The sequence below is a fragment of the Streptomyces sp. NPDC088910 genome (genome assembly GCF_044749865.1).
In the GTDB taxonomy this organism is placed as follows: Bacteria; Actinomycetota; Actinomycetes; order Streptomycetales; family Streptomycetaceae; genus Actinacidiphila.
This window is the reverse complement of record NZ_JBIVIV010000002.1, coordinates 162,849-188,244: the sequence shown is the minus strand read 5'-3', so window position 1 is coordinate 188,244 and position 25,396 is coordinate 162,849. Positions and strand designations below refer to the sequence as shown.

At 72.0% G+C, this 25,396-nt stretch carries 27 protein-coding genes, 1 tRNA gene and 2 pseudogenes; 13 read left to right on the top strand and 17 right to left on the bottom strand.

What is annotated here, in order from left to right; all coding sequences use genetic code 11:
- Positions 1-59: 59 nt before the first annotated feature.
- Together ACIP4Z_RS05415 and ACIP4Z_RS05410 are read right to left on the bottom strand one after the other, a co-directional pair.
- Positions 60-389 carry a hypothetical protein gene (locus ACIP4Z_RS05415; RefSeq protein ID WP_355336527.1) on the bottom strand — a complete coding sequence of 110 codons (330 nt, stop codon included), beginning with the start codon at positions 387-389 and terminating at the stop codon, positions 60-62.
- A gap of 29 nt (positions 390-418) precedes the next feature.
- Positions 419-829 (bottom strand): annotated as a pseudogene (locus ACIP4Z_RS05410) (transposase); the annotation flags it as partial.
- Between the two features lie 268 nt (positions 830-1,097).
- On the opposite strand from ACIP4Z_RS05410, the gene ACIP4Z_RS05405 reads away from it, so the two are divergent.
- Entirely contained in the window at positions 1,098-1,703 is a 606-nt protein-coding gene (locus ACIP4Z_RS05405) for a Uma2 family endonuclease (protein ID WP_355336526.1), read from the top strand.
- A gap of 873 nt (positions 1,704-2,576) precedes the next feature.
- On the opposite strand, the gene ACIP4Z_RS05400 is transcribed toward ACIP4Z_RS05405, so the two are convergent.
- The 5 genes from ACIP4Z_RS05400 to ACIP4Z_RS05380 all read right to left on the bottom strand — a co-directional run bounded on the left by ACIP4Z_RS05400 (position 2,577) and on the right by ACIP4Z_RS05380 (position 5,085).
- A complete protein-coding gene (locus ACIP4Z_RS05400) occupies positions 2,577-2,738 on the bottom strand; it encodes a hypothetical protein (RefSeq protein ID WP_401305263.1) in 162 nt (53 codons plus the stop codon).
- Between the two features lie 606 nt (positions 2,739-3,344).
- Positions 3,345-3,434 (bottom strand) — tRNA-Ser (locus ACIP4Z_RS05395).
- A 31-nt stretch (positions 3,435-3,465) separates the two neighbouring features.
- Positions 3,466-3,900, bottom strand: a complete 435-nt coding sequence (locus ACIP4Z_RS05390) for a nucleoside deaminase (RefSeq protein WP_355336525.1) — start codon at positions 3,898-3,900, stop codon at positions 3,466-3,468.
- A 32-nt stretch (positions 3,901-3,932) separates the two neighbouring features.
- A complete protein-coding gene (locus ACIP4Z_RS05385) occupies positions 3,933-4,472 on the bottom strand; it encodes a hypothetical protein (RefSeq protein ID WP_355336524.1) in 540 nt (179 codons plus the stop codon).
- Between the two features lie 271 nt (positions 4,473-4,743).
- The gene (locus ACIP4Z_RS05380; RefSeq protein ID WP_401305260.1) at positions 4,744-5,085 is read right to left on the bottom strand and encodes a hypothetical protein; all 342 of its coding nucleotides are present in this window, start codon (positions 5,083-5,085) and stop codon (positions 4,744-4,746) included.
- A gap of 169 nt (positions 5,086-5,254) precedes the next feature.
- On the opposite strand from ACIP4Z_RS05380, the gene upp reads away from it, so the two are divergent.
- Positions 5,255-5,890, top strand: coding sequence for a uracil phosphoribosyltransferase (gene upp / locus ACIP4Z_RS05375; protein WP_355336522.1), 636 nt, complete (start codon positions 5,255-5,257; stop codon positions 5,888-5,890).
- Between the two features lie 273 nt (positions 5,891-6,163).
- Here upp and ACIP4Z_RS05370 read toward each other — a convergent pair whose 3' ends face one another.
- Both ACIP4Z_RS05370 and ACIP4Z_RS05365 read right to left on the bottom strand, forming a co-directional pair.
- Positions 6,164-6,883 carry a LytR C-terminal domain-containing protein gene (locus ACIP4Z_RS05370; protein ID WP_401305258.1) on the bottom strand — a complete coding sequence of 240 codons (720 nt, stop codon included), beginning with the start codon at positions 6,881-6,883 and terminating at the stop codon, positions 6,164-6,166.
- Between the two features lie 21 nt (positions 6,884-6,904).
- On the bottom strand, positions 6,905-7,201 hold the full coding sequence (locus ACIP4Z_RS05365; protein ID WP_093712089.1) for a type II toxin-antitoxin system VapB family antitoxin: 297 nt from the start codon (positions 7,199-7,201) through the stop codon (positions 6,905-6,907).
- Between the two features lie 97 nt (positions 7,202-7,298).
- Here ACIP4Z_RS05365 and ACIP4Z_RS05360 point away from each other — a divergent pair, with 97 nt between their 5' ends.
- Entirely contained in the window at positions 7,299-8,984 is a 1,686-nt protein-coding gene (locus ACIP4Z_RS05360) for a helicase HerA-like domain-containing protein (RefSeq protein WP_401305255.1), read from the top strand.
- Positions 8,985-9,014: 30 nt separating this feature from the next.
- Here the strand turns inward: ACIP4Z_RS05360 and ACIP4Z_RS05355 are convergent, their stop codons facing one another.
- A complete protein-coding gene (locus tag ACIP4Z_RS05355) occupies positions 9,015-9,536 on the bottom strand; it encodes a GNAT family N-acetyltransferase (RefSeq protein WP_355336519.1) in 522 nt (173 codons plus the stop codon).
- 216 nt (positions 9,537-9,752) lie between these two features.
- Between ACIP4Z_RS05355 and ACIP4Z_RS05350 the strand changes: the two genes are divergently transcribed.
- Genes ACIP4Z_RS05350 through ACIP4Z_RS05340 form a run of 3 tightly spaced genes read left to right on the top strand, consistent with a single transcriptional unit; the run spans position 9,753 to position 11,430 of the window.
- Positions 9,753-10,328, top strand: coding sequence for a DUF5994 family protein (locus ACIP4Z_RS05350; RefSeq protein ID WP_355336518.1), 576 nt, complete (start codon positions 9,753-9,755; stop codon positions 10,326-10,328).
- Complete coding sequence (locus ACIP4Z_RS05345) at positions 10,328-10,999, top strand: hypothetical protein (RefSeq protein ID WP_401305252.1); 672 nt, start codon at positions 10,328-10,330, stop codon at positions 10,997-10,999. Before ACIP4Z_RS05350 ends, ACIP4Z_RS05345 begins: the two co-directional genes overlap by 1 nt.
- Positions 10,996-11,430 (top strand): DUF5994 family protein, encoded by a 435-nt coding sequence (locus ACIP4Z_RS05340; protein WP_355336516.1) that lies wholly within the window; start codon positions 10,996-10,998, stop codon positions 11,428-11,430. Before ACIP4Z_RS05345 ends, ACIP4Z_RS05340 begins: the two co-directional genes overlap by 4 nt.
- Before the next feature lie 12 nt (positions 11,431-11,442).
- Here ACIP4Z_RS05340 and ACIP4Z_RS05335 read toward each other — a convergent pair whose 3' ends face one another.
- Positions 11,443-12,516: an alpha/beta fold hydrolase gene (locus ACIP4Z_RS05335; RefSeq protein WP_401305250.1), complete on the bottom strand. Its 1,074-nt coding sequence runs from the start codon at positions 12,514-12,516 to the stop codon at positions 11,443-11,445.
- Between the two features lie 265 nt (positions 12,517-12,781).
- On the opposite strand from ACIP4Z_RS05335, the gene ACIP4Z_RS05330 reads away from it, so the two are divergent.
- The 3 genes and pseudogenes from ACIP4Z_RS05330 (at position 12,782) to ACIP4Z_RS05320 (ending at position 15,637) form a co-directional block, all read left to right on the top strand.
- Positions 12,782-14,452, top strand: coding sequence for a SpoIIE family protein phosphatase (locus ACIP4Z_RS05330; RefSeq protein ID WP_355336514.1), 1,671 nt, complete (start codon positions 12,782-12,784; stop codon positions 14,450-14,452).
- A gap of 48 nt (positions 14,453-14,500) precedes the next feature.
- Positions 14,501-14,893 (top strand): annotated as a pseudogene (locus ACIP4Z_RS05325) (DUF1992 domain-containing protein); the annotation flags it as partial.
- 162 nt (positions 14,894-15,055) lie between these two features.
- A complete protein-coding gene (locus tag ACIP4Z_RS05320; protein ID WP_355336513.1) occupies positions 15,056-15,637 on the top strand; it encodes a hypothetical protein in 582 nt (193 codons plus the stop codon).
- Here ACIP4Z_RS05320 and ACIP4Z_RS05315 read toward each other — a convergent pair.
- Complete coding sequence (locus ACIP4Z_RS05315) at positions 15,625-16,698, bottom strand: hypothetical protein (protein WP_401305247.1); 1,074 nt, start codon at positions 16,696-16,698, stop codon at positions 15,625-15,627. The genes ACIP4Z_RS05320 and ACIP4Z_RS05315 overlap by 13 nt on opposite strands.
- A 254-nt stretch (positions 16,699-16,952) precedes the next feature.
- Here ACIP4Z_RS05315 and ACIP4Z_RS05310 point away from each other — a divergent pair, with 254 nt between their 5' ends.
- Positions 16,953-17,225 (top strand): hypothetical protein, encoded by a 273-nt coding sequence (locus ACIP4Z_RS05310; RefSeq protein WP_188284469.1) that lies wholly within the window; start codon positions 16,953-16,955, stop codon positions 17,223-17,225.
- A 124-nt stretch (positions 17,226-17,349) separates the two neighbouring features.
- On the opposite strand, the gene ACIP4Z_RS05305 is transcribed toward ACIP4Z_RS05310, so the two are convergent.
- Positions 17,350-17,853: a DUF5949 family protein gene (locus ACIP4Z_RS05305; protein ID WP_355336511.1), complete on the bottom strand. Its 504-nt coding sequence runs from the start codon at positions 17,851-17,853 to the stop codon at positions 17,350-17,352.
- A 288-nt stretch (positions 17,854-18,141) separates the two neighbouring features.
- Between ACIP4Z_RS05305 and ACIP4Z_RS05300 the strand changes: the two genes are divergently transcribed.
- Together ACIP4Z_RS05300 and ACIP4Z_RS05295 are read left to right on the top strand one after the other, a co-directional pair.
- Entirely contained in the window at positions 18,142-18,876 is a 735-nt protein-coding gene (locus ACIP4Z_RS05300; RefSeq protein WP_355336510.1) for a hypothetical protein, read from the top strand.
- 242 nt (positions 18,877-19,118) lie between these two features.
- Positions 19,119-19,382 carry a chaplin gene (locus ACIP4Z_RS05295; RefSeq protein WP_188284466.1) on the top strand — a complete coding sequence of 88 codons (264 nt, stop codon included), beginning with the start codon at positions 19,119-19,121 and terminating at the stop codon, positions 19,380-19,382.
- A 141-nt stretch (positions 19,383-19,523) separates the two neighbouring features.
- On the opposite strand, the gene ACIP4Z_RS05290 is transcribed toward ACIP4Z_RS05295, so the two are convergent.
- Complete coding sequence (locus ACIP4Z_RS05290) at positions 19,524-20,393, bottom strand: tyrosinase family protein (RefSeq protein WP_355336509.1); 870 nt, start codon at positions 20,391-20,393, stop codon at positions 19,524-19,526.
- Positions 20,394-20,495: 102 nt separating this feature from the next.
- Complete coding sequence (locus ACIP4Z_RS05285; RefSeq protein WP_355336508.1) at positions 20,496-20,969, bottom strand: tyrosinase family oxidase copper chaperone; 474 nt, start codon at positions 20,967-20,969, stop codon at positions 20,496-20,498.
- 323 nt (positions 20,970-21,292) lie between these two features.
- Between ACIP4Z_RS05285 and ACIP4Z_RS05280 the strand changes: the two genes are divergently transcribed.
- Positions 21,293-23,320 (top strand): glycosyl hydrolase, encoded by a 2,028-nt coding sequence (locus ACIP4Z_RS05280; RefSeq protein ID WP_401305242.1) that lies wholly within the window; start codon positions 21,293-21,295, stop codon positions 23,318-23,320.
- 12 nt (positions 23,321-23,332) lie between these two features.
- Here the strand turns inward: ACIP4Z_RS05280 and ACIP4Z_RS05275 are convergent, their stop codons facing one another.
- Together ACIP4Z_RS05275 and ACIP4Z_RS05270 are read right to left on the bottom strand one after the other, a co-directional pair.
- Positions 23,333-24,430, bottom strand: a complete 1,098-nt coding sequence (locus ACIP4Z_RS05275; RefSeq protein ID WP_401305240.1) for a GNAT family N-acetyltransferase — start codon at positions 24,428-24,430, stop codon at positions 23,333-23,335.
- 257 nt (positions 24,431-24,687) lie between these two features.
- Positions 24,688-25,389 carry a lipopolysaccharide biosynthesis protein gene (locus tag ACIP4Z_RS05270; RefSeq protein ID WP_401305238.1) on the bottom strand — a complete coding sequence of 234 codons (702 nt, stop codon included), beginning with the start codon at positions 25,387-25,389 and terminating at the stop codon, positions 24,688-24,690.
- Positions 25,390-25,396 lie beyond the last annotated feature (7 nt).

Below are 25,396 nucleotides of genomic sequence, written 5' to 3'. Positions count from 1 at the left end.
CTGTTGTCGATGACTCCGTTCGCGGAAACGGGTTCCGACTCAATCGCCGCGCGCGGAGCTCAGCAGTGGTCCTCGACGTAGAGCATGCGGTGTCCCGGCTCGGCGCGGAACTCGTGAGCCAGGTAGCGGCCGGTCGACCATGTTCCGCCGGGGCCCATGTACTCGTCTTTGATCCGGTCCCAGAGCAGGGGACGTTCGGCCGCCGTCGTGAGCCGGGGGCTCATACCGCCCATGTCTCCCCAGAAGACAAGTGTGGTGGCGTCCTTGACCAGCCGACGGACGATGCGCAGGTCAAGCCGCTTGCGATGAAGAATCCAGCTCGTCCCTTCGTCGTCAAGGAGGGTCAGGGGTCCGCTCAGACTGTCGGGGCTGGCGGAAAAAGACTGCATACGTCGATTCTTCCATGCGCCTTCACCGCGGCGACGTCGGCGAAGGCCGCCAAGGCGTCTGGGAAGTCGAACCTGTCCAGGCTGCCACCGACGGCGGCGAGGAACTCGGCTCCGAGAGTCGTGCCGATGCCCGGGACGCTCAGCACGATGTCAGCGAGCTCGTGCTCGCGAAACCGGTCCTCGATGAGCTTGTCCAGCTCGACAACATGCTCGTTGAGGGCCATCGCCAGCCGAGTGACCCCGGCACGGCGGATCGCATGCGGAGTCTGGCAGCCCGTCAGCAGCCTGAGTGGGCCGGTGTTGGCCATGTCCAGGGCCCTCTCCAGGGCCGGGAACATGGACAGCGGGGTGCCGCGCAGGCGGTTGACCACGCGGGTGAGGACCTCCTGGCCGTGGCTGACCAGCAGCGCCAGCAGCAGCGCGGGCTCACCGCTGGTCACCCCTGGGCGACCCAACCCTACGAATGGCTCGATCAACCCGATCAAGAAGGTAGAGCCGTTTGGGGGGGCGACAGGCGCGCGGCGCGGCTTGGGAGCCATGCGCTCATGGATCGTTGTTCTTCGGCCGGTCCCGGAACGCCGCAGGCCGGGGCAAGTCCGCCTTGGCGATGGCCGCGGTGGCATGCAGACTCGCAGGAGCAACCGCGTCAGTCGGTTGCAGGCGCTTCACTGGCTCGGGTGCCGGTTGAACCCACCGTACGGAGGAGTCGTGACCGAAGCAGCGGACCCGCAGGTCTACGCACGTATGCGGAAGATCGCGGAGGAGCTCTGGCCGCTGGCGGACCGCTTGCAAGGGGCTTGGGCGATCGAGATCGGAGCTGCCGGGGTCGTCGTGATGATGAGCCCGGTCAACCGCCACGAGGCCATCGCCACCCGCGTCGTCCGCCAGCTGAACGCTCAGCTCCCGGCCACGCATCCGGACCGTGACATCGTCGCCCAGTCAGGTGCCGAAGTGGAGCACCCGGCGGTGGGGCGGATGCGCCGACCGGACGCCGTCGTCCTCCCGCTCGACATCCTGGAAGAGCCGAAACCGACAGTCGACCCCGCTGACCTGCTCGCGGTGGTCGAGGTGGTCTCCGAGTCCAACCCGGACAACGACTACGTCGAGAAGGCCGCCGACTACCCCGCGATGGGCATCCCGCTCTACCTGCTCATCGACCCTCGCAAGGGTCTCGTCTTCACCTACGCCGACCCCGCCCCCGGCTCCAGCGGCCCGCACTACTCCACCGTGCTCCCCTACGTCTTCGGCGACCAGGTCCCCTTCGGCCCCTGGACCATCGACACCAGCGACTTCAAGCGCTACGACGACGAGTAACGGCCACGAAGGGTTCCCCGGCGCACGGCCCTCCCCGTCGCCAAAGCGCTGACAACACCGCGCGTGGCGTCGTAGTTCAGAACGTTCCGCACGACCTGGCCCGACACAACCTGTGAAGCGCACGCCTCTCGGCCTCGGGTGCTCACATCGTGCGATGACACGGCCCTGGCACACTTTCGGCATGCTGGCAGGACGCGGGGTACGGCATTTCTCGCTCGAAGAGCTGCTGTTGGCGCTGCAAGCACCCCTGGACGGGTGTGATCTGGGCTACTCCGTTTTGGAGGCTTGCCTGTCGTCTGTCAGAGGGCCCTGGTATAGACGCATGGCTCCGGTGCAGGTAGAGGGCTTTCGTTGTCATTTGGCATATGCCAAGAGCCCTGTGTGGCATAATCAAGCGCGATGATCATGACTGGCATGCCTGGTCGCGCGCGGTATCAGCATTCGATCAGGCCTAGATGCACATGCATTGCGGTGGCATTATGTAGAGGCGTTGGCCATGGGACGGGGCGGTGCCAACCGAGATCAACCGTTCGAGGTATTCCTCAATGGGTGAATTTCTGGTGTTCAAGGCGCCTCAGCGACTGTGATTTGCGTCACAGTTACCCTCTTTGGCCTGCACCGATTGCACTTTGTGCGGCTTTTCCCTAGAGCCGGTTCGTCGCGTGTTCGTGGCGGACCAGGTCTCCGGCAAGGCAGTATGAGAGAGGCGCATATTTTGCGTGACGCAGGTCACATGCGGTGATTTGCGTTGCTGTCGGGAAAACTGCACAAAGAAGGAGCGCCCCGCCGCTGCATGCTTGGTCGGCCGCACGGCGAAGCGCTCCAGTCGCAAGACGTGACCCTTGCCGGGTGACCCCGGTAAGGGTCACGTCGTCACAGGTGCCGGCTGATCACCTCGATCGCGTGCGTGACGTCCGCAGCTGCGGTAACAACCGCGGCGACTGTCACGACGATGCCGACGGCAGTGCGGGCCCTGAGTCGGGTCCATGCCTGCCACTTCTTACGGTTCTTGCCACCCTCACCCTGATCGGGCATAGGGGTCCTGCCTTTCCTCTGCGCAAAGGGCTGCACGGGATCGTGGGCCCCCGGGGGTCACGTTCACCTGGTCGCGGTCCAGCTCAGAGGACGAGCAGTAGCAAGATGTTACTCGGCTCCGACGCGAACTCCCGCGTAACTTCGCGGTCTCTCAGTCGACATGTCGGCTGCTACAACGCCACTGAGTGCAAAGGGCAGTTGAGGTGTAGACCACCCCAAGCCCTTTGGCCTGCAAAGTGCCTGATGGGATCACAGGTTCCGTTACGGCACCCTGTGCCAATGCTTCGCGCAGAGTGATGAACATCGCATCGGGCTGAACCCAACGTGACTGCGACGGGACATCTCGGTGTGGCGTGGGACAGTCCGCCCACATGCCTTGAGATAGTCGCTGCTTCGCCAAAGGACGCGACGGCCTCTCTGTCACCTGATGGCGCAGGTCTGTGCCTGCCAGGGGCAGTCTTGCCGGACATCAACACACAAGGCGCTCGCACGTCATGGCCGCCGATCGTTGGGGCGCTTGTGCAAGTCAAGTTGGGTGGGAACTGAGGCGGACGTGGCTGAGGGCAACATGGAAGTTCCATGTTGCCCTCAGCCACGTGTTGCTCGTGGCGGTAGCGGTGGGATTTGAACCCACGGAGGAGTTGCCCCCTCACACGCTTTCGAGGCGTGCTCCTTAGGCCGCTCGGACACGCTACCGAGAGAGATCCTAGCCCACGCGGGGGGGTGGTCAGAAATCGGTTGTACGGAAGAAGCGGGTGAGGAGGGCGGCGGAGGGGGTGGGGAGGACGTCGGGGATGACTTCGGGGCGGTGGTTGAGGCGGCGGTCGCGGACCACGTCCCAGAGGGAACCGGCGGCGCCCGCCTTGTCGTCGGCGGCGCCGTAGACGACGCGGTCGAGCCGGGAGAGGACGATCGCGCCCGCGCACATGGTGCACGGTTCGAGGGTGACCGCGAGGGTGCAGCCGGTCAGGCGCCAGCCGCCGACGGAGGCGGCGGCGCGGCGGATGGCCAGGACCTCGGCGTGGGCGGTCGGATCGCCGGTGGCCTCGCGCTCGTTGCGGGCACGGGACAGCACCGTGCCGTCGGGGGCCAGCACGACCGCGCCCACCGGTACGTCACCGGTGAGCGGGGCCTGTGCCGCCTCTTCCAGGGCCAGCCGCATCGCGGCGACCCAGGGGTCCTTCAGAGGGTCTGTCAGCGGACCGCCTCCAGCACGTCCCCGCACCCCAGTGCGTCGGCGATCTCGCCGAGCGCCTCACCGGTCAGCGCGCCGTCACCGCTGAGCGCCAGCAGTTCCCTGGTGCTCATGCCGAGATCCGTGAGGATGTCGGTTTCGCCGAGCGGACCGGTCGGCACATGGTCTTCCGAGGGGCCCGCCACGGCGTCCTCGGTCTCGTCGTCCTCGCCGTCCTCGGTGCCGTCGAGGTCCACGAGTTCGTCCAGGTCCTCGGGGTCGCGGCCCAGCACTTCGTCGGTGAGCAGGATCTCCCCGTACGAACTGCGGGCGGCGGCAGCCGCGTCGGACACATAGATCCTGGGATCCTCTTCACCGTCCACACGGATGACGCCGAACCAGGCGTCCTCCTGTTCGATGAAGACCAGAACCGTTTCCTCCTCGTCGCCGGCCGCGCGGGCCAGATCGCTCAGATCGGCGAGGGTTTCCACATCGTCGAGATCGGGTTCGCTCGCTTGCCAACCGTCCTCGGTGCGCGCGAGCAGTGCGGCGAAGTACACCGTGACTCTCCCACAGGGTCTCAGGCCGTCCGGACCGGATGGGGGCCGCTTTCGACTTCCGTTGGCCCCACCCACTCGGCATCGTGGCAGAAACCGGGGCGTTGCGAAGGGTCTTCTGCACCGCGACGTGCCAGGTCTTCGTCACTTCTCTGGAAAGTCCGGCCATCGGGGGCCCGGAACGGTCACCCGTACGGTACTGATCCGTCACGCTGTGTACGCGGCGCGTACGCGGCGTATACGTGATCCGTACCCGGTCACCCGCGCGGCGCGGTCACCAACGGAAGGTGCGCATCCGCATTTGCTGACGGAGCCGGGCGACCCGGGCGCGTCGCGGCTGGACCCGCTCGCGCAGCTCCTTTGCCTCGTTCAGCTCCCGCAGGAACAGCGCGCGCTTGCGGCGCCGCTCGATGTCCGTGTCGCGGGCGGGGGAACGGCCGGGAGACCGGTCGGCAGTACGGTCCGCGGATCGGTCAGCAGTACGGTCCGCGGATCGGTCCGCAGCGCCGGCGGGGGCGCCGTCGGTGGCGCGATCCGGAGTGCGGTCGGTGCGATCCGCGTCACGGTCGATGGCTCGGTCGGTTGCTCGCTCGGCTGCTCGGTCGGGCTCCGGCATCTCGGGCACCATCCCTGGGGCTCGCTTCACCCGGAAGGCACACCGGGCGTATCTGGCCAGTTTCCCTCGTTCGCGCCGTTTACCCCACGCCAGGCGCAGAAGGTGCGCGGAGCCGGGCTGCTCATCGCACTGGCGACGCGCCCCCCACCCGGCGGATACAGTCATATTCATGCGTCTCCATGTTGTCGACCACCCGCTGGTCGCGCACAAGCTCACCACCCTGCGCGACGAGCGCACCGACTCGCCGACGTTCCGGCGGCTCGCCGACGAGCTGGTCACCCTGCTCGCCTACGAGGCCACCCGCGACGTGCGGACCGAGCAGGTCGACATCCGCACCCCGGTCGGCCCGACCACCGGGGTCAGGCTCTCCTACCCGCGCCCCCTCGTGGTGCCGATCCTGCGCGCCGGGCTCGGCATGCTCGACGGCATGGTGCGGCTGCTGCCCACCGCCGAGGTCGGCTTCCTCGGCATGGTCCGCGACGAGGAGACGCTGGAGGCGGCGACGTACGCCACCCGTATGCCGGAGGACCTGTCGGGACGGCAGGTGTACGTGGTCGACCCGATGCTGGCGACCGGCGGCACCCTGGTGGCGGCGATCGACCTGCTGATCGACCGCGGCGCCGACGACGTCACCGCGCTGTGCCTGCTGGCCGCGCCCGAGGGCGTCGAGTCGATGGAGCGGGCCCTGGCAGGCAAGCCGGTCACCGTGGTCACGGCCGCGGTCGACGAGCGGCTGAACGAGCGCGGCTACATCGTGCCCGGCCTCGGCGACGCGGGCGACCGGATGTACGGCACGGTGAGCTGACAATCGGCCCGGCCCGACCCGGCGTGTCGCGGACGCCCCGGAAGGGCTGAACGGTCCGGACGGGCTGAATGACCGAGACGGGCTGAACGGTCCGGACACCCTGAACGCTGTCCGGCCGCTGATCCGACAAGCGGAGGGGCGGGACCTGGCGCAGGTCCCGCCCCTCTCGCACATACGCTGTCGGCCGCCACGAAGGCAGTCACCCGCGCCAAGCCACCCGCGCCAAGCCACCCGCGCAAGCGCCACCCGCCAAGGCGGCGCCCGCCGCGGCGGCTAGTGCTTCGTCGGCGCGCCCGCCTTCGTCGTGGCCCCCGTCTTGCCGGGGGTGGCCCCCGACGCGCTCGGGCTCGGCGTCACGCACACCGGCTTCGGCGGCGGCGGGTTCGCCGCCACGATCCGGGCCTTCGCCACGTCGGTCGGACCGGAAAGCGCCGTGAAGGCCGTGCCGATCATCACATCGACGGTCTTGTCGGTCCGCTTGGGGTCGATCTTCACGGTCGAGCCCGCCACCTGGGTGCCCGCCGTGCGGGCCGCCGCCTCGCCCGCGGGCCCGGCGACGATCAGCGCGGACTCGCCGACCTTCTTGTCGTACGGGTCGGGCGCGTTGCCGAATTTGTTGACCTTGAAGCCGCGCTTGGCCAGCTCGTCGGCCGTGGTCTTGGCCAGACCGCCCTTGGCGGTGGCGTTGAAGACGTTCAGCGTGACGCCCGCGGGCTGCGGCAGCGGGGCCGGTTTACCCGTGGGGGCGGTGGGGGCCACGGTGACGCAGGGGCGGTTCTGCGGTGCCGCGTTCGCCTTCGTGTCGCCGTTGTCGTCCCCGCGGAAGACATGGACGAGTTGCAGCGCCCCGTAACCGAAGAGGCCGAGCACGACGACCGAGGCGAGCACGGCGGTGACGACACGGCCGCGGCGGCGCGGGCGGCGCATCCTCGGGTACTGCTTGCCGGTGACCCGGTACTTCCCGCCCATACCGGAGGGGGTCAGCATGCTCATGAGCGCAGCGTAAGCGGATTGTCAGTCCATCTCCAGGACCCGGGCGTGGAGCACCTGGCGCTGCTGGAGCGCGGCGCGTACCGCCCGGTGGAGTCCGTCCTCGAGATAGAGGTCGCCCTGCCATTTCACGACATGGGCGAAGAGGTCGCCGTAAAAGGTGGAATCCTCGGCGAGAAGTGTCTCCAGGTCGAGCTGTCCCTTGGTGGTCACCAACTGGTCCAGCCGCACGGGACGTGGGGCGACGTCGGCCCACTCGCGCGTACTCACCCGGCCGTGGTCCGGGTACGGCCGCCCGTTTCCGATGCGCTTGAAGATCACACGGAAAGCCTACCGGCCCGGCTTGTCCGGGCGCAGCACCGCTGCCGGGGTGCGATGGTGGCAAAAGCCTCATCGTCGTATGAATCGGGAGCATGTGATGACCGATCCCCAGCCGAATAGTTCCGCCGGTGAGGCCGTCACGGGTGAGGCGGCCGTGACACCGGGGTCGACTCCCGCGCCGTCCGGGCCGACAGCCCCACCGTCCGGGCCATCAGCGGCGCCGTCCGGGCCGACACTGCCGTCCCCCGCCGCCGACATCGCCCGCGGCTACGCCTTCACCGGCCCCGCGCTGGACCTCGGCGCGCTGCTCTGGGAGGGCGAGTGCCACCCCGACGCGCCGGTCCGCATCCCGCTCGGCATGCTCAACCGGCACGGCCTGGTGGCGGGCGCCACCGGCACCGGCAAGACCAAGACGCTCCAGCTCGTCGCGGAACAGCTCTCCGCGCAGGGCGTCCCGGTCTTCCTCGCGGACGTGAAAGGCGACATCTCCGGCGTGTCGGCGCCGGGCCAACCGGGTGAGAAGGTCCAGCGGCGGGCGGCGGAAGTCGGCCAGAACTGGACGGCCACCGGCTTCCCGGCCGAGTTCTACGCGCTGGGCGGCCTCGGCCCCGGCATCCCGGTACGGGCGACCGTCACCGCCTTCGGCCCCGTCCTGATGTCCAAGGTGCTCGGCCTGAACACCACGCAGGAGCAGTCGCTCGGCCTGATCTTCCACTACGCCGACACCAAGGGCCTCGAGCTGTACGACCTCAAGGACCTGCGGGCCGTCATCGCCTTCCTGACCTCCGACGCGGGCAAGCCGGAGCTGAAGGAGATCGGCGGGATCTCGTCGGCGACGGCCGGGGTGCTGATGCGGACGCTGACGGCCTTCGAGGCGCAGGGCGCCGCCGCGTTCTTCGGCGAGCCGGAATTCGACACGAGCGAGCTGCTGCGTACGGCGTCCGACGGGCGCGGGCTGGTCTCCGTGCTGGAGCTGCCCGCCGTGCAGGACAAGCCGCAGCTCTTCTCGACCTTCCTGATGTGGCTGCTCGCCGACCTCTTCCAGGACCTGCCCGAGGTCGGCGACCTCGACCGGCCGAAACTGGTCTTCTTCTTCGACGAGGCGCACCTGCTCTTCAACGGCGCCTCGAAGGCGTTCCTCGACGCGATCACCCAGACCGTACGGCTGATCCGCTCCAAGGGCGTCGGCGTCTTCTTCGTCACGCAGACGCCCAAGGACGTCCCCGGCGACGTGCTCGCCCAGCTCGGCAACCGTGTCCAGCACGCCCTGCGCGCCTTCACGCCCGACGACGCCAAGGCGCTGCGCGCCACCGTCTCCACCTTCCCCAACTCCGCTTACGACCTGGGCGAGTCGCTCACCTCGCTCGGCACCGGCGAGGCCGTCGTCACCGTCCTCAGCGAGAACGGCGCGCCGACGCCGGTGGCCGCCACCCGGCTGCGCGCCCCCGAGTCGCTGATGGGTCCCGTGGACGCGGCCGTGCTCGACTCCGCCGTCAAGTCCTCGCCGCTGTACGGGCGGTACGCCGAGGCGGTCGACCGCGAGTCCGCCTACGAGAAGCTGGCCGCCGCCGAAGCGGCTTCCGCCGCGCGGGCCGAAACCGCCGAGAGCGCGCCCAAGACCGCCCCGAAGAGCGGCCGTTCCTCCGCCAAGGGCGCCGCCGCCGACGCCGGAATCGTCGAACAGGTCGTCCACAGCGGCGCGTTCAAGTCCCTCGCCCGCTCCATGGGTACGCAGCTCGGCCGCGAGATCAGCCGCTCGCTGTTCGGCGTCCGCAAGCGGTAGCGACGCCAGGGGACATGGCGGCGGCGACGCTCACGGGCGCAGCGGGCGGCTCCATGCCTGGCGGGGGCCGTGGGTGTCGCCGAGGTAGGTCCACTCCCAGGCGCGCAGGGCGTGGACGGCGTCGGCGTCCGGCGCGGTGAGGACGGTGACGAGGGCCGCGTCGCTGCGCAGCAGGAGCTGGTCGAGCAGACCGGTCGCGATGCCCTGCCTGCGGTAGGCGGGCACGACCATCAGCTCGGCGAGCGCGAAGACCTGTCCCGAGGCGGTGAGCTCCTCGATGTCCGTGCCGTCGGGCCCCGCGCCGTCGGTGCCCGCGACCGTGAAGTCCCGCCACCAGCCGTCGGCGCGGTCGAGGACGTAGCCGTACGCGACCCCGGTCAGCCGCCGCTCGCTGGCCACGATCATGTCGAAGCCGGGCCGCTGCGTGGCCTCGGCGAAGCGCCCCAGGAAATCCTCCCGGTCGTGGAATTCCTGGCCCGGCACACCTCGGTACGCCTCGACGTAGACATCCGCGACGGCCTCGCGCTGCTGCTCCGCCTGCCATCTGGACATGCGGCGCGTGAAGACCTCGGCCACGTGTTCCCTCCCCCATCGGCCCCGTGTCCCGGCGGTCCGGAACGGTGACCTTCCATCATCGTCCCAGACACCCCGGACGGAGTAGGGTGAACGGACCGAGGGCATTCCGTACACCGGCACTCAAGTCGGCGTCGTTCGCGGTGAGCGACGGTGCCGGACCCGTTCCAGCGGGCCCGTGGACGGATTTGTTCCATGCTCTCCTCTCAGGATTCCGCACACCCCTCGGCGGTCCGTACGGTCCCGCGGCCCCCTCCCGCGCCCCCCGCGCCGCGACTCTCGCTGTCGCCCGGCGTCAGCGCCCTGCGGATCGGTTCGGCCGAGCTGGGCCACGGACCGGGGCCGCTGGACGGCGCCTGGTGGCCCAAGTCCCGTGACCTCTCCCTCGAACTGCCGTCCCTGGTCGGCGCGTTGGACCTGTTGTGGGGACGGATCACCCGGGTCACCGTCAACCCCCTGTACTGGCCGACCGTGCCGAAGAAGGTGCCGGTCGCCGGGCACGTGGTGCATGTCGGCTGGTTCGTCGAGGAGCAGGACCCGCACAAGTTGCTGGTGCTCTCGTACCGTACGGGCCGCTGGGATCTGCTGATCGTCCCGCCGCAGACCCCGGCGGCGACGGCGGCCCGGCTGATGGCCGCGGCGGCGGACCCGGCCAATGTCCGTACCGCGAGCGAACTGATGGCCCAGGCCGACCCCGACCGCGGCGCGGACGCCGCCTGGGAGGCCGAGGGCGGTCCCGCGGGGCTGGCCCGGCCGGAGCGGGCGGCCTGATGGCCCCGCGCGAGAACGAGTCGGGCGAGCCGCGCGCGGCCGGTGCGGGGACGGGGGCCGATCCGCGCATGGCGGGTACGGCCGGGCCGCCGCGGGGCCGCGCCGGGGCCGGGCGCGACGACGCGGCGCGGGACGCGGCGGCGGCCACCGGCTCGGGCTCCGGCTCCGGCACCGGCGGCGCGGAGCGGGCGCTGCCCGCGCCCGGCTTCGCCGAGGTCAGCATCGTGGCCGCGACCCCGGAGGCGGCCCGCAGGATCGCGCAGGTGCTGCGCTTCCGCTTCGCCGCGACCGAGCAGCCGCCCCCCGGCCGCCCGGTGGTGGACGAGGACGGCGGCACCCGGTTGCGGCTGACCGTGGACACCGTCCACTTCCCCGACGCGGGCCCCTTCCAGCTCCGCCTGGTCGGCGGCGAGGAGCGCGTACGGGACGGCACCGGGACGGCCGAGGTCACCGGCGTGACCGGCGTCACCGAGGCCGCCCAGGACGCGGACGCCACTCAGGACCCGGACGTCAGCCGAGGCACGGACGTCACCGAGGGGACCGCCGCCGACGACGTACCGCCGCCCGTACGTCCGCCGTCGCCGCCCCGCCCGCCGCGGCCCGCCCCGAACACGCGCTTGGCACCACCCACCACCCCGGACGAACCGTCCGGAGACAGGCCGACACCATGACGATCACCACCGCGACCGAGACACCGCCGCCGCTGCCCGCCTGCGCCCTGCCGGTCTGGGACGGGCCGCCCGCCCGGCTGTCCCTGATCCACCCGGGCGGCAGCCCCGTACGGATCGACGGCGCCTGGTGGCCGCGGACCCGTGACGTGACCAAGGAACTGCCGCCGCTGCTCGCCGCGTTGAACGGCCGCTGGGGCCGGATCACCGACATCACCCTCGACGCGGCGAACTGGCTCGACGGGCCCTCCGCCCTGCTGCTCGGCGGCCACACCCTCCGTATCCACCGCTCCACCACCACCGGCCACCGCGACTCGGTGTGCCTGCTCTGCCGGGGCGTCGGCCGCTGCGACCTGCTCGTCGTCCCGCCCGAGACCCCGGAGCGCCAGGCCCGTCAGCTCCTCACCACCTCGACGGTCCCCGTACGCGGCTGACCGGGCCCGCCCCTAGACCGCTCGCGCGTACCCGTCCAGCGCGTCCCGTACGTGGCGGGACATCGTGGCGCTGCCCTTGTGGCCCGCGTCGTCCACGACGGTGAGGGTGGCCTGCGGCCAGGCGGCGGCGAGGTGCCAGGCGGTGTCGAGCGGCGAGCTGAGGTCGAGGCGGCCGTGGAGCAGGGTGGCGGGGATGCCCCGCAGCAGGGGCGCGTCGCGCAGGAGGGCGCCCTCTTCGAGCCAGGCGCCGTGCGAGAAGTAGCGGGCGCAGATCCGGACCATGGCGAGCCGGGCGGCGGAGGGGCGGTCGCTGTACGGGCGGGCGGAGCCGCTGGGTTCGAGGGAGAGCACCGCGTCCTCCCACGCGCACCAGTCGGCGGTGGCCCTGGCCCGTACAGCCGGATCGGGGTCCTCGGTGAGGCGCGCGTACGCGGCGACGAGCCCGCCCGCGATGCCGCCCGCCGTATCGGACGCCATGCCGGTCGCTGAGCCGGACACTATGCCGGTCACTGAGCCGGGCGCCGTGCCGGGCGCCGTGCGTGACCCCGTGCCGTCGGACGCCGGACCGGCCGCCGCGCGGAAGGCCGCCCACTGTTCGGGGAAGAAGCGGCCGACGCCCCGGTAGAGCCAGTCGATCTCCGCTCTGCGGGTGGTCGTGACGCCGTTGATGACGATCTCCGAGACCCGCTCGGGGTGCCGCTGCGCGTACGCCAGGATCAGCGTCGAGCCCCAGGAGCCGCCCGTCAGCAGCCAGCGGTCGATGCCGAGGTGGACGCGCAGGCGTTCCATGTCGGCGATCAGGTGGTCGGTGGTGTTGTGGGTGAGGTCGGTCGCCGGGTCGCTCGCGTGCGGCGTACTGCGCCCGCAGCCGCGCTGGTCGAACAGCACCGCCCGGTACCGCTCCGGGTCGAAGTCCTGCCGGTGCGACGGCCTGCACCCCGAGCCGGGGCCGCCGTGCACGACGAGCGCCGGCTTGCCCTCGGGGTTGCCGCAGGTCTCCCAGTACACGAGGTTCCCGTCGCCGACATCGAGCATGCCCCGGTCGTACGGCTCGATCGGCGGGTGGCTCCGCTGCGTCTCGGTCATGGCGGTCCGTTCCTCTCGACGGGCGCGACGCCTCAACCGTCGAAGCGCCGGGCGGCTAATCTAACAGCGCTGTTATATCAGCCCGCGCCCCGCGCCCCCGACCCCGCCGAGCCTCTCCGCCCCCCGAATCCCGACCCCCCCGGCCCCGCCGAGCCTCTCCGGACCCCGAATCCCCGGACCCCCGGACCCCGTAGGACCGGCCGCCGCGCGGCCCCTCCGCCGTCCCGATTCGCGGCCCCGCGACCCTGCGTGCACTGTGGAACAGGTGAACGCGGATGAGTCGCTGTGGCGCGCGCTGCTGGAGGGGACGGCGGCGGGTGTCGCCGTACTCGGCCCCGACCTGCGCTACCGGTACGTCAATCCGGCGCTCGCCCGGATGAACGGCGTCGAAGCGGCCGCGCACATCGGCAGGACCATCGCCGAGACGGTGCCGGGCGTGGACGTGGGCGAGGGCGTCCTGCGGATGGTGCTCGCCGACGGCACACCGCGCGAGCTGCTCTCCAGCGGCCAGACCCGGGCCGATTCGCCGCACACCACGCGCTACTGGCAGTGCACGTACCACCGGCTCCAGGGCCGGGACGGCGGGGTGGGCGGGATCGGCGCGGTGATCATCGAGGTCAGCGAGGACCACGAGGCGCAGCGCGAGCTGGAACGGGCCAAGGAGCGGCTGCTGCTGCTCGACGCGGCGGCCGTCCGGATCGGTTCCACGCTGGAGATGGACCCGACCTGCCAGGAACTGGCCGACCTGCTGGTCGAGGTGATCGCGGACACCGCCACCGTCGAGGTGCTGGACAGCGGCCCGCGCGCCCGCCGCCGCCCCCCGCCGGACGGCGCGCTGCGGCTGCGCAGGGCCGCGATGGCCGCGCGGCCCGCGCTGCGCGAGCGGGTGCGGATCTTCGGGACGCCGGGGGAGTACGTGGTCTACCAGCGCGGCTCGGCGATCCCGACCTGCCTGGAGACCGGGCGTCCCGTGGTGCAGAATCTGCCGCGCGACGAGGAGATCGCCCACTCCGCGCCGAACGCCGAGCGGGTCGCCGCCTACCGCGCGGCGGGCATCCACTCCGTGCTGGTCGTGCCGCTGAGCGCCCGCGGCGACCGGATCGGCACGGTCACGCTGATCAGGGCCGGGACCTCGCCCGGCTTCGACGACGAGGACACCGCCATCGCCCGCGCGCTGGCCGACCGGGCCGCGATCAGCCTCGACAACGCCCGCCGCTACACCCGCGAGCACGGCATCGCGGTGGAGTTGCAGCGCGCCCTGCTGGCCACGCCCGGCGCCCCGCACCCCGGGGTCGAGGTGGCCACCCGCTATCTCCCGGCGGGCGCCACCGACCTGGTCGGCGGCGACTGGTTCGACACCCTGGCGCTGCCCGGCGGCGTGACGCTGCTGGCCATGGGCGACGTGATGGGGCACGGCGTCGAGGCGGCCGTCGAGATGAGCCACTACCGCTCGATGCTGCGCGTGGTCGCGGGCGAGGGCGACGCGCCGGACCGCGTCCTGCGCCGGATGGACGCGCTGCTGGCCGCCGCGGGCGCCCAGCGGCCGGGCACCTGCCTGCTGGGCCTCGCCGACCCGGCGCGCGGCGGCTGCTTCTTCGCCAGCGCGGGCCACCTCCCGCCCGCCGTCGTCACCCCCGACGGCCGCGTCCGGCTGCTCGCCGTACCGCCGGGACCGCCGCTCGGCGCGGACCTGCGGGGCACGTACGAGACGGTGTACGTGCCGTGGCGCGCGGGGGAGACGCTGCTGCTCTACACCGACGGGCTGGTGGAACGCCGTACCGAGGACATCGACGCCTCGCTCGCCCGGCTGGCCTCGCTCGTCCTCCCGCCCGACGGTGAACCGCTGGACGCGCTCCTGGCCCGGATCGTGCACCGCCTGGCGCCCTCCGCCGCCGAGGACGACGTCGCCCTGCTGGCCGCGCGGGCGCGGCCGTAACCTGGTACGTACGCCACCCGCTGCGTGCGCCCACGTGAGGAGCGAGGTATGACCGACCGCAAACCCGCCGGTGTCTCCTTCGAGACGTGGGTGGACAAGCAGATCCGCGAGGCGGAGCAGCGCGGCGACTTCGCCGAACTGCCGGGCGCGGGAAAGCCGTTGGCCTCGCTGGACACCCCGTACGACGACTTGTGGTGGATCAAGGGCAAGATGCACCGCGAGGGCCTGTCCGCGCTGCCGCCGACGCTCGTGCTGCGCAAGGCGGCGGAGGACGCGACGGCCGCGATAGCGCGGGCGCGCTCCGAACGGCAGGTGCGGCAGATCCTCACCGAGATCAACGACCGCATCCGCGAGGCCCTGCGCCGCCCCCCGGAGGGACCGCCCCTCAACCTCGGCCTGTTCGACGTCGAGAAGGTCGTGGCGGACTGGCACGCGGCGCGGGCCGTCGGTACGGGCACGGACGACAGCGCGGATACGGATACGGGTACGGGTACGGCCGCCGATAGCGATACCGAAACCGATACCGATTCCGGCAGGGGCGGGCGGCGGACGGGGTTCGGACGGCTGTTCCGCAGGGACCGTTCCGCCTGATAGGGATGGGCCGTGCGCTTTGACTCCGTGCCGATGCCGCCGACCGTCGAGGTCAGGCCCCGCGATCCGCGCGGCTACCCGGTGCCCGCGATCACCCCGTGGCAGGACGACCAGCCGCAGTTCGCGCTGACCGACTACGACCGCAGCGCCAACTGCGCCCGGCAGCGGCTGTGTTCGGTGTGCGACACGCTGATGCCGCGCGGCCCGGTGTGGCGGGTGGTGGGCGGTTCCGAGAGCGCCGCGATCGGCGAGGCGCTGGCGGCCGGGCGCCCGTACCGCAATCTCGCGCCGACCCTCGAAGGGCCCGGCCACCGCGCCTGCATGCTCTACGCCTCGATGGTCTGCCCGTATCTGGCGCGGCCCAACGCGCGGCGCGGCCTGGACGCGCGGAACCCGGACGACATGACCGCTCATGTCGTCCGGGGCGCGGTGCGCGGCACGCTGGGCGCCGTCGTCGGTTTCGCCGACTACGAGTTCGCGGTCACCTCGTCACAGGTGCTGTTCCGCTTCGTCGACGTGGTGGAGTTCCTGCCGCACGACACCGCCGACGCCCATCTGGAGGCGCTGCGGGCCGAGTTGGCTCAGGCGCGGTAGGCCGGGAGCCCGACGTAGTCGGAGACCTTGACCGGCGCCTGCGAGCCGTCCACGGGCAGCCGCACGATGCCGTTGGGCGTACGGGCCACGACCGTCCTGCCGTTCGGCTCGAAGGCGGGCTCGGTGTAGTCGGTGGTCGCCTGCGGGGTCAGGTCCTTGTACACGGGCGCGCCGTCGTGGGGCGTCTCCAGGAACAGGTGGTCGTGGCCCCCGACGGACCGGACGAAGACGATGCCGTCGTCCTCGGTCGGCCCGATGGCGGGCTCGGACCCCGGGGTGAGCGCGTAGCCCTGCTGCCGCAGGTAGTCGTCGCGGATGTAGACGTTGCCGTCGCCGGTGTTGGCGTAGACGGCGGTGCCGTACTTTCCCGCCGAGCTGGGCCATACGTTGCCGGTCTGGGGCAGCGGCTTCACGTTCTCGTCCGACTCGTGGTTCAGGCTCAGCACCTTGGGCGTGCCGCCGTGCGCGGTGGCCGGGACGCCGTACAGCCGGGCGGTGCCGCCCCGGCGGCCGGCGAAGAGGATGTTGTCGAGGGCGGGAAGGCCGTTCTGCGGGTCCTTCGCGCGCACCTGCCAGGTCGGGTGCGACCAGTTCTGGTCGCCCGGGTTCCTGGCGACGATCACGCGCCCGCTGCCGTCGGGGTCGCTGACCGCCAGGTCGCCGTCGCCGTCGATGAAGGCGGCCTTCGCGCCGTTCGGCGACCAGGCCAGGTCGCGGACCTCGGTGCCGAAGTCCACCCGGGTGCCGTTCATGACGACATAGCGGGTGCCGTCGCTGATGGTCAGACCGGAGTGCGCGGTGCCGTTGAGCTTGGTGCTGCTGCCCACCGGGCTGGCCCCCGAGCCGTTGGCGCCGTCGTCCCCCGCGTTCCCCCCGCTGCCGCCCTTCCCGCTGGGGGTGGGCTGACCGCTCGCGCCGCTCGTCGCCGAGGGCGCCGGGTCGGAGGCGGTGCCGTCCGCGGGGCCGCAGGCCGACAGGAGCAGGGCGGCACCCGCCGTGATCCCGGCGGTGAGCGCGATGGCGGCGGCGGTGCTGCGACGGCCACGGGCACGAACGGACATATCGGGTTCCCCCCAGGAACGGATGCGGTGCGGCGTTCTCCGGCCGCTCGCGGCGGTGTCCCGCTGTTCCGGCCGGCTCCGGCTGTTCGTGCCGGTGACACAAAGAGTGCTCCCGCAACGTCCGTCTCCTGTGCTGCCGTTGTCACGCCAGTGCAACAGCGGGGGCGCGCGCGGCGGGAGGGCCCGCGGTCCCGCGCCGACCAGGACCGGTACGGTCCGCGTGCCCTGCGGGCGGTTCGCGCGTTGTATCGATCATGAACGTAAGCCGAATCCTCACCACCGCCGCCGCCGGTTCCTTCCTGATCGCGGCGGGCGCCCCCGCCGCCATGGCCGCCGAGCAGTCCGCCGACCTGGGCTCCACCCTGAGCAGCACCGCGATCACCGCGAGCGCCGCGGGCGAGCAGGCCAAGGGCGCCACCGCCAGCGTGCTCGGCGACTACAAGGTCGACCAGAAGGTCCAGGACGTGAAGAACGTCGCCCAGGCGGGCACCGACGCGGTCACCGCCGCCAACGACCTGGTCCACTGACCCGAGCCAAACGCCGTACGCACGGGACGCGTGCGGGCGCGTAGGCACAGACCCACCACACGCAGGGGCGCCCCGCGGGACTTCTCCGGTCCGGCGGGGCGCCCCTGCGCGCGGGTTTCGGGCTCTAACCCTTGAGGGTGCCCACCGGCACCAGGCAGTGCGCGGCGGTGCCCAGGACGTCGGTGTCCCCGGCAAAGCCCTGGAGGGTCTCCTCGGTCACCGGGGTGCCCGGCTTGGCCTCGGGCCACGGGCGGGTGGCGAGGATGAAGTACACCGCGCCCCGGTCCTGCGCCGCGGCCACCCACTGCTCGGGCACCGGGCACGCGGCGTGCAGGTACGGCATCGTCAGCACGGCCTTGCCGCCCTCGACCAGCACCTTCACCGGGACGTTCGGCGCCTGCTTGACGTCGAGGATCGCGCCGCCGACCGGCAGCCCGACCTCCTCCGCGACGGCCAGCGCCGCCTCCTGCCCCGACTCCGGGCCGTCCGGCCCGTCACCGAGCGAATAGGCCATCAGGAACGGCATGTCGCGGCCGTCCTCGTGGTGTTCACCGGCCCACGGAATCACCACGAGGGTGCCGAGTCGGCGCTGGAGGGCGGAATTCAGGGCGGTATTGGTCTGGCTCATGCGCCGGACCCTAACCGCCGGGAGAGCCCGGCCGGGGCGGATATCACCTCCGCGGGCGACCCGAGGCTCCCGGATTCCTCCGTTAGGGGAGAAGTCGGCCGCGCGTACGCACCCTAACGGCCCATCAGGGTGATGTGGATCGGCAGCGGTTGAGAACAGGAAATCCGCAGTTCACACAGTTCGCGCCGCCACCCTCGTGGGCGGCGGCCATTCTCAGCAGTTGCGGTAATACCGTCTGCTTTTCACGGTGGTGGCGTAGCTGTTCACCACCGAAGGGAACTGTTTTCCATGCGTACCCACCGGATCACCGGCGTGGTCGTCGCCTCCGCGCTCGTCGCCACCATCGCCGGCGGCGCGCTCACGACGACCGCCGCTGCCGCCACTCCCGCAGACACCAAGCCCGCGGGCACCGTGACGGCACCGGCCGCGCCGGACGCGACCGCGCTGCTCGCGCAGGCCAAGTCACTGGGAGACGTGGCAGGCGTGCTCACCCCGGTCACGAAACTGGTCCAGGACGTGCTCGCCAAGCCCGGCACCGTCAAGCCCGAGACCATCACCGCCGACGCCGCCGGGGCCAAGTCGGCGATCGACGCGGCGAAGGCCGCCGCGCCGGCCGTCCCCGCCGCTCCCGCCGCCCCTGCGGCTCCCGCTGCCCCGGCGGCTCCCGCGGCTCCCGCCGCGCCGGCTCTTCCCGCCGCTCCCGCCGCCCCCGCGGTGCCGAGCCTCGGCAGCCCCTCGGGCAAGGTCGCCACGCAGCCGTCGGCCAAGCCGTCCGCCACGCGGGACCTGAAGGCCGACGCCCTCACCGCGCTCCAGACGGCCGTCGACAACCTGGTCAAGGCGTCCACGGCCGGTGACCCGGCGGGGCTGCTGACCGCCGCCACGGCCGTCGTCACCGGCCTGGTCAACGTCGTCGTCGCCACCGTCCTCGGAGGTGGCCTGCCGGCGCCGAACCTGCCCGGTCTGCCCGCCCTCCCGTCGCTGCCCGGCGGCCTCCCTTCGGCCCCCGGCCTGCCGCTCTGACCGAGCGCCGGGCGTAGCCGGAGCCGTGGTTCACAGGGTTCCCGAGCGGCGCCACGAGCCGTGCTCCGGCCGGATGTGACACCCGAAGGGGTGAGCGCGAACAGCGCTCACCCCTTCGGCCTATTTTGATACGCCGTCACCGATTCAGCCCAACATGCGTGACTATTCGTGATCTCCCCCCGTTGCGCACAGCGTCAACGCCGCAGGTATTTGCGGTTGGGTTTCGTCTCAGGGAGATCTTGATGTCGCGTATCGCAAAGGCGGCGGCCGTCACCGCCGCGGCGGGTGCCGTTCTGGCCGCCGGCGCCGGTATGGCTGTTGCCGACTCCGGCGCGCAGGGTGCCGCTGTCGGTTCGCCGGGTGTGCTGTCCGGCAACCTCATCCAGGTGCCCGTGCACGTCCCGGTCAACGTCTGCGGTAACACCGTCGACGTCATCGGCCTGCTGAACCCGGCGTTCGGCAACCAGTGCGCCAACGTCTCCGGGCACGACGGCGGCGAGTGGTAATTCCGCGCCACCGCGGCCTCCCGTCACCTTGTGTGCGGGAGGCCGTTTTCTTTTCCCTCGGCCCGTCACCCTCGGCGCGTTTCCCTCCGCCTGTCACCCGCGGCCCGTCACCTGCGGCCCGTCACCCGCGGCGCGAGCGCGTCAGCTCTCCTCGTAGCGGTAGAACGAGCGGTGGTCGAAGTAGTCCGACGGCTTCTCGTTCCACGGCGGCATCAGCTCGTTGCTGCTGATCACGCGGCCGTGCTCGGGGTCCTTGGCCGACAGCGGCATGGACGGCAGGTACGCGGACTTCGGGTGCAGCCGCTGCCAGCGGATCCACACCAGGTCGAGGAAGGCGTGGTGCATCCAGAACACCGGGTCGTTCGGCGAGGTGCCGCCGATCATGTGGCCGCCGACCCACTGGTGGACCCGGTTGTGCAGGTAGCCGCCCTTGGTGTCGCTGACCGTCCAGCCCTCGATCTTGTTCCTGAAGCCCTTGGTGGACGGGGCGGAGTTCCACGGCGCGACGTCGTAGACCGGCATCGCGAGCGCGTTGTCCAGCTCCGCCTTCGTCGGCAGCACGATCGGCCGGTCGGGCCGCCCCATGTTGCGGGTCAGGTACTTCTCCTGCGTGACCCCGTAATTGATCGGCCAGTCGCCGGTCTGGTACGCGAACGGGCCCGTCATCACCTGGCCGTCGCTGTCGCGGCCGTTGCCGCCCATGAAGTCCGGGCCCCACAGAGAAGAGCTCTGCGCGTTGTCGTACGTCCAGTCCCAGTACGGGATGGTGACGCCCGGGTCGAACATCTGGAGATCGGCCTCGAACTGGAGCAGGAACCGGCGGTGCCAGGGGAAGAAGGTCGGCGCCATGTGGGCGACCCGCAGCCCGCTCTCGCCGTCGGCGGCGAAGTACTTGCCGTGCGTGATGACGTACTTGTCGTAGCCGCCCACGCGCTTGAGCTCCAGCACGGCCTCGACGAACCGGGAGCGTTGGCTGCTGGTCAGATGCCGCTGATTCATTCGCGTGTACACAGGAACTGACCCCTCGGCGGTCGTACGGCGCTCAGCCGTCAGTGGTGGCGCGTGGTGCCGCGCTCAGTGGTGGCGCTCAGTGCGGGCGCCCGTGGACGGCGCTCAGTGGTGGTGCTCCGCGGTCGTGGACAGCTGGGCGCGGCCGAGCACGTCGACCGCGCCGCGGGCCGTGCCGAGGGCGGTGGGGAAGGGCTGGTAGTGGTTGGCCATGCTGATGAAGCTGCCGTCCACGCGCCGCATCACGTGCAGCGGGCGCCCGTCGATCCGGATGTCGACGCCGCTGTCCCGCGCGGAGCTGAACCCCTGGATGCGGCGCCCGCGGTAGACCTCGTCGAAGAGGGCGGCCCCCGCGCCCGGTACGGGAGCGGGCTCGTACCCGGCGGCGGCGCTGTCGTACCCGGCGGCGGGCTCGGCGACCGCGGTGTCCGACTGCCTCGCGGCCAGCATCGGACGCAGCGCCGCGGTGGTCCCCGATACGGCGGCCACGGTCGTGATGCCGCGCCTGATCAACCGCCGTCGCGTCGCCACCCGGGGTCGTGAGTGTTTTCCGCTGCCGTTCTCGATGGCTTCGCTCATGTCCGACACACTCCTCTCCTCCGGCCGTTTCCGCGGCTCATCATGCCGCCGTAGGGGTGAGTCACCCGGATAATCGGTGGGCGATGCAAGGAATTTCATCCGCCCGAGTGATATCGCGATCGGCCCGGTGCCGGTATTGACGGACCGCCAGGTTGTTTGAGGCCGGGTAGGAACTGTCGTGGGAACCGCTTTTGGTCTACGTCAGGGGGCGCGCTTATTACTCATACGTTATGACTGATCGTTAGGAGTCCGATTTCCGTGCGGTCGCACGGGGGTCACCGCACCACGCACCACGCACAGCGGACAGCGAACGAGGAGTGACCATGGCCAACCGACGCCAGTGGCTGACGGGTGCGGGCGTCGGGTTCGTGTCGGCCGCCTTGATCGTGTCAGGACTGTCCGGCATCGCGGGTGACCCGCCGGGCGCGGGCCGCCGCCTGGTCACCGCGCTCGCCGGTGCCGTCGGCGCGGAGGGCGCCACGGGACCGGGCGGCCCGGACGGCGTCAACGGATCGAGCGGCGCCAGCGGATCGAACGGCCCTGACGGCCCTGACGGCCCTGACGGCTCGAACGGTCCCGCCGGTGCTTCCGGGGCCACGCCCACGCCCCCGCCGCGCGCCTCGTACGCCCCCATGGGCGCCTTCACCGACTCCGGCGCCGAGGGCGTAGCACGGATCGGCGCCCTGGAATCCTGGCTCGGCGGTACGGAGGCGACGGTCGGCCATACGTATCTGCCCGGTGACGACTGGTCCGGCATCGAGGGCAGCGGCGGGCTGCTCCAGCCGTGGGCCGCCTGGAAACGCGCGAAGTCCGACCGGCTCTTCGTCCTCAACGTGCCGATGCAGGAGCACAACGAGGACCGCGTCCCCGACCGCGACGTACGCGAACTGATCCAGGAGGGCGCGCGCGGCGACTTCGACGGCCACTTCACCCGGCTCGCCCACCGACTGGTCGACCTCGGCGTGCCCGACACCGTGATCGTCCTCGGCTGGGAGATGAACGGCACCACGTACACCCACCGCTGCGGGCCCGACCCGTCCGGCTGGAAGACGTACTGGAACCGGATCGTCAAGGCCATGCGCGCCGTCCCCGGCCAGCGCTTCCGCTTCGACTTCACCCCCAACCGCGGCCAGGACGCCATCGGCTGGACCGAGTGCTACCCCGGTGACGCGACCGTCGACATCGTCGGCATGGACTCCTACGACCAGCCGCCCGGCGAGACCTTCTACGACCAGGTCAACGAGGCGTACGGGCTCCAGGCGCAGGTCGACTTCGCCGACCTGCACGGCAAGGAGATCTCGTACCCGGAGTGGGGCCTGTTCAGGAACGGCGACAACCCCGACTACATGCGGCAGATGCTCCAGTGGATCAACGACCACCAGCCGGTGTACCAGACCATCACCGACTACTGCCCGCACGGCGTGTGGCAGTGCACGGAGAACCCGAAGTCCTCGAAGGTGTATCGCAACGCGCTGTTCGACCTGAAGCCGGCGCCTGCTCCTTCGGAGACGCCGACGCCTACGGAGACGCCGACGTCCACGGGTACGCCCACGCCGACGGAGACTCCGACGCCGACCGGCACTCCGACTCCCACGGACACGCCGACCGTCACGCCGACGCCCACGGATACGCCTACGGATACGCCCACGGTGACGCCGACGCCCACGGATACGCCTTCGGGCACGCCTACGGATACGCCGACCCCCTCGGTCAGCCCGTCCGCGACGCCGACCGAGACCCCGACGCCTACGGACACGCCCACGGTGACGCCGACGCCGAGCGGCACGCTCACCCCGGAGCCGTCGCTGTCGCCGAGCCCGACTCCGACCGCGCCGACGACGCCCTCGGTGTCGCCGTCCCCCGACCTGTCGCCGAGCCCGGCGGTCAGTCCGAGCGCGAGCCCGACGCCCAGCGTGCTGCCGCCCGTGACGCCGACCCCGGCGCTCACACCCGTGGCCGTACCGACTCCGCTTCCGGCCGTCACGCCGGGCCCGACGCCGGTGCCGCAGGCCGGGCCCTCGCCGCTGCCGCCCGTGGTGGAGGCGTGCCTGCCGCTCCAGCTCAGCGAGGAGATGCAGAAGCAGTACGCCAGCGGTCAGGTCTGCATCAAGCTGCAACCGAAGGCGCCGGGGGAGCAGACGGCGACGCCGACGCCGAGCGCGTCGACACTCGGTTCGCCGACGCCGACGCCGACCGCGCCGACGTCCGAGTCGCCGACGCCTGAGGCGCCGACTCCGGCCGTGCCGACGACACCGACACCCACGTTGCCGCCGACGGCCACGTCCGCCGTGAAGCCGGAGTCGGTGCAGGAGGCCGCGCCCGCGACGAGCCCGACGCCGCCGGCCGGCTAGCCGCAGGGCGGCTCAGGCGCCGTGAGCCTTGCCGCCGCGCCTGGCGAGCCGGTCGTTCAGCCCGGCCCGCCAGGCGCGCAGCACCGGCAGGCGGCGCTTGGCGGTCGCGGCCAGGCGCGTGCGGGCGGCGGCCAGGGCGACGCGGCTGTGGAGGACGACGGCCAGCGGTCGCGTGGTCAGCAGCAGGCGGCGGTTGGCGAGGTGGTCGGGGCGCCAGTGGAATTTGTGCGGCTCCGCACCGCGCAGCAGGCTGAGGGCGGCCCGGCCGCCGTCCTGGGTCTGCCGGACGCCGTGCCGCATCAGCAGCGTCGTGACGTCGACCTTGGTGGTGCGCAGGTCCGGGTGGGCGCCGTAGAGGTAGCCGCCCGCCAGGCTCGGGCAGAGCACGGTGAGATTCGCGGCCACCACCTCGCCGCCGAGGCTGAACTCGGTGACCGCCGCGTCGCCGTTCGCCACCATCAGCCGCGCGGCGCGGGTCAGGTGCTCGGCGAAGCGCGGGCGTACGTGCTCGGGGGTGACCCCTCGGCCCTGCCACTGGAGCAGGTGCAGCCGCAGCATCGTCCCGACGGCGGGCGCCACCTCGTGCGCGGGCACCGCGCGTTCCTCGACGCCCGCCGCGTCCAGCTTGCGCAACTGCGAGCGGATGCGCTGGCCGCGCGAACTGCCGACCCTCGCGATCAGGCCGTCCATGGGCAGGCCAGGCAGCTCCAGGCAGACCGAGTCCTCCAGGTCCTTGCGCGGGCCGCGCCACGCGCCGTACACCCGCTCGGCCGCCGCGCCCGGCCGTACCTCGCGCAGGTCGATCACCGCCGTCCGCGCCAACCGCCGCAGCGCCCCGGTCAACGCCGCCGCGTACGCCGGATCCGCGTCGTCCACCAGCACGTCCGCGTAGTCCGTGATCGCCCCGCCGAGCGCCACCAGCACCGGCACCGGCCGGTACGTCACCATCAACGGCGCCGCCGCGACCAGCTCCTCGCCCCGCCGCACCACCACGACCCGCAGCCGCCCGCGCCTGCCGTACGACAGCCACCACGAATACAGCCACGCGTGACTCTGGAACGGCGTCGCCGCCCCGCACCGCCCGTACAACCGCCCCCACTGCGCGGCCATCCCCCCGAACGCCTCGCCGTCCCGGCACACCTCCACCCTGAGCCCGCCCCCGTCCCCGTCCGGTGCGCCGATGTCGGCGCCGGGGGCAGTGCGTGGCTCGGATACGCGTCCGGCCGCGGTGCCGCCCGTGCTGCCGGTGGTCGCTTGCGGTGCCTGCGCTGGCGCGGGCGCAGCCATCGGCGTTGTCGCAGGCCCGGGGGTGGGCGGGGGCTTCGGGGGGGTCTCGGGCGTGGGCCGGGGGTGGGCGGCGGGGGTGGTCATACGGATTCCCTGGGGATCGCTGTCGGGGCGTGGCCCGGGGTGGGGGCCGGGAGGGAGGCGCCGTAGGCGGGCTCGCGGCGGGTGCGGGGGCGGACCAGGAGGAAGAGGGCGCCGAGGAGGCCGCCCGCGCTCGCGCCGACCGCCGCGGACAGGGCGGTGGAGGGCGAGGAGGGAGAGGTCGGGGCGGTGGCGGGGGAGAAGACCAGCAGGCGGACGCCGGTGCTGCCGGCGCTGCGGTTGCCGGTCGCGGCCAGCGAATCGGCCACGGCGTTGGCGACCTTCGCGGCGGTCGCCCCGCGCCGGGCCGTCCCCGTGATCGAGATCATCGGCGCGTCGGGCGAGGTCGCGGCCTGCACGCTGCCCTTGAGGTCGTCCACCGCCATCCCGGACGCGGCCTGCGCCCCCGCGAGCACCGCGGAACCGGTGACGACCCGCCCGTACGCCTGCGCGAAACCGGTGGTGGTCGTCGCGTCGCCGTGCTGCGGCACCACGATGACGTAGCTGGTGGCGGCGTACTGCGGGGCCGCCGTCAGGCCGTAACCGAGGCCGCCCGCGAGGCCGATGCCCAGGCACAGGGGCAGCGGCAGCCAGCGCGGCGGCGTCCGCCACGAAGCGCGGCGCCCGCGCCCCTGCCTGCCCGCGGGGGCGCGGCCCTCGTCGCGGATCGCGGCCTTCTCCTGCACTGCGGTGTCCTGCATGAGCGGT

Coding starts and splice junctions, on each gene's coding strand:
- ACIP4Z_RS05415 (WP_355336527.1), bottom strand. CDS start 389: ATGCAGTCTTTTTCCGCCAGCCCCGACAGTCTGAGCGGACCCCTGACC.
- ACIP4Z_RS05400 (WP_401305263.1), bottom strand. CDS start 2,738: ATGCCCGATCAGGGTGAGGGTGGCAAGAACCGTAAGAAGTGGCAGGCA.
- ACIP4Z_RS05390 (WP_355336525.1), bottom strand. CDS start 3,900: ATGCGGCTGGCCCTGGAAGAGGCGGCACAGGCCCCGCTCACCGGTGAC.
- ACIP4Z_RS05380 (WP_401305260.1), bottom strand. CDS start 5,085: ATGCCGGAGCCCGACCGAGCAGCCGAGCGAGCAACCGACCGAGCCATC.
- upp (WP_355336522.1), top strand. CDS start 5,255: ATGCGTCTCCATGTTGTCGACCACCCGCTGGTCGCGCACAAGCTCACC.
- ACIP4Z_RS05370 (WP_401305258.1), bottom strand. CDS start 6,883: ATGAGCATGCTGACCCCCTCCGGTATGGGCGGGAAGTACCGGGTCACC.
- ACIP4Z_RS05360 (WP_401305255.1), top strand. CDS start 7,299: ATGACCGATCCCCAGCCGAATAGTTCCGCCGGTGAGGCCGTCACGGGT.
- ACIP4Z_RS05355 (WP_355336519.1), bottom strand. CDS start 9,536: ATGTCCAGATGGCAGGCGGAGCAGCAGCGCGAGGCCGTCGCGGATGTC.
- ACIP4Z_RS05350 (WP_355336518.1), top strand. CDS start 9,753: ATGCTCTCCTCTCAGGATTCCGCACACCCCTCGGCGGTCCGTACGGTC.
- ACIP4Z_RS05345 (WP_401305252.1), top strand. CDS start 10,328: ATGGCCCCGCGCGAGAACGAGTCGGGCGAGCCGCGCGCGGCCGGTGCG.
- ACIP4Z_RS05340 (WP_355336516.1), top strand. CDS start 10,996: ATGACGATCACCACCGCGACCGAGACACCGCCGCCGCTGCCCGCCTGC.
- ACIP4Z_RS05335 (WP_401305250.1), bottom strand. CDS start 12,516: ATGACCGAGACGCAGCGGAGCCACCCGCCGATCGAGCCGTACGACCGG.
- ACIP4Z_RS05315 (WP_401305247.1), bottom strand. CDS start 16,698: ATGTCCGTTCGTGCCCGTGGCCGTCGCAGCACCGCCGCCGCCATCGCG.
- ACIP4Z_RS05310 (WP_188284469.1), top strand. CDS start 16,953: ATGAACGTAAGCCGAATCCTCACCACCGCCGCCGCCGGTTCCTTCCTG.
- ACIP4Z_RS05305 (WP_355336511.1), bottom strand. CDS start 17,853: ATGAGCCAGACCAATACCGCCCTGAATTCCGCCCTCCAGCGCCGACTC.
- ACIP4Z_RS05300 (WP_355336510.1), top strand. CDS start 18,142: ATGCGTACCCACCGGATCACCGGCGTGGTCGTCGCCTCCGCGCTCGTC.
- ACIP4Z_RS05295 (WP_188284466.1), top strand. CDS start 19,119: ATGTCGCGTATCGCAAAGGCGGCGGCCGTCACCGCCGCGGCGGGTGCC.
- ACIP4Z_RS05285 (WP_355336508.1), bottom strand. CDS start 20,969: ATGAGCGAAGCCATCGAGAACGGCAGCGGAAAACACTCACGACCCCGG.
- ACIP4Z_RS05280 (WP_401305242.1), top strand. CDS start 21,293: ATGGCCAACCGACGCCAGTGGCTGACGGGTGCGGGCGTCGGGTTCGTG.
- ACIP4Z_RS05275 (WP_401305240.1), bottom strand. CDS start 24,430: ATGGCCGCGCAGTGGGGGCGGTTGTACGGGCGGTGCGGGGCGGCGACG.
- ACIP4Z_RS05270 (WP_401305238.1), bottom strand. CDS start 25,389: ATGCAGGACACCGCAGTGCAGGAGAAGGCCGCGATCCGCGACGAGGGC.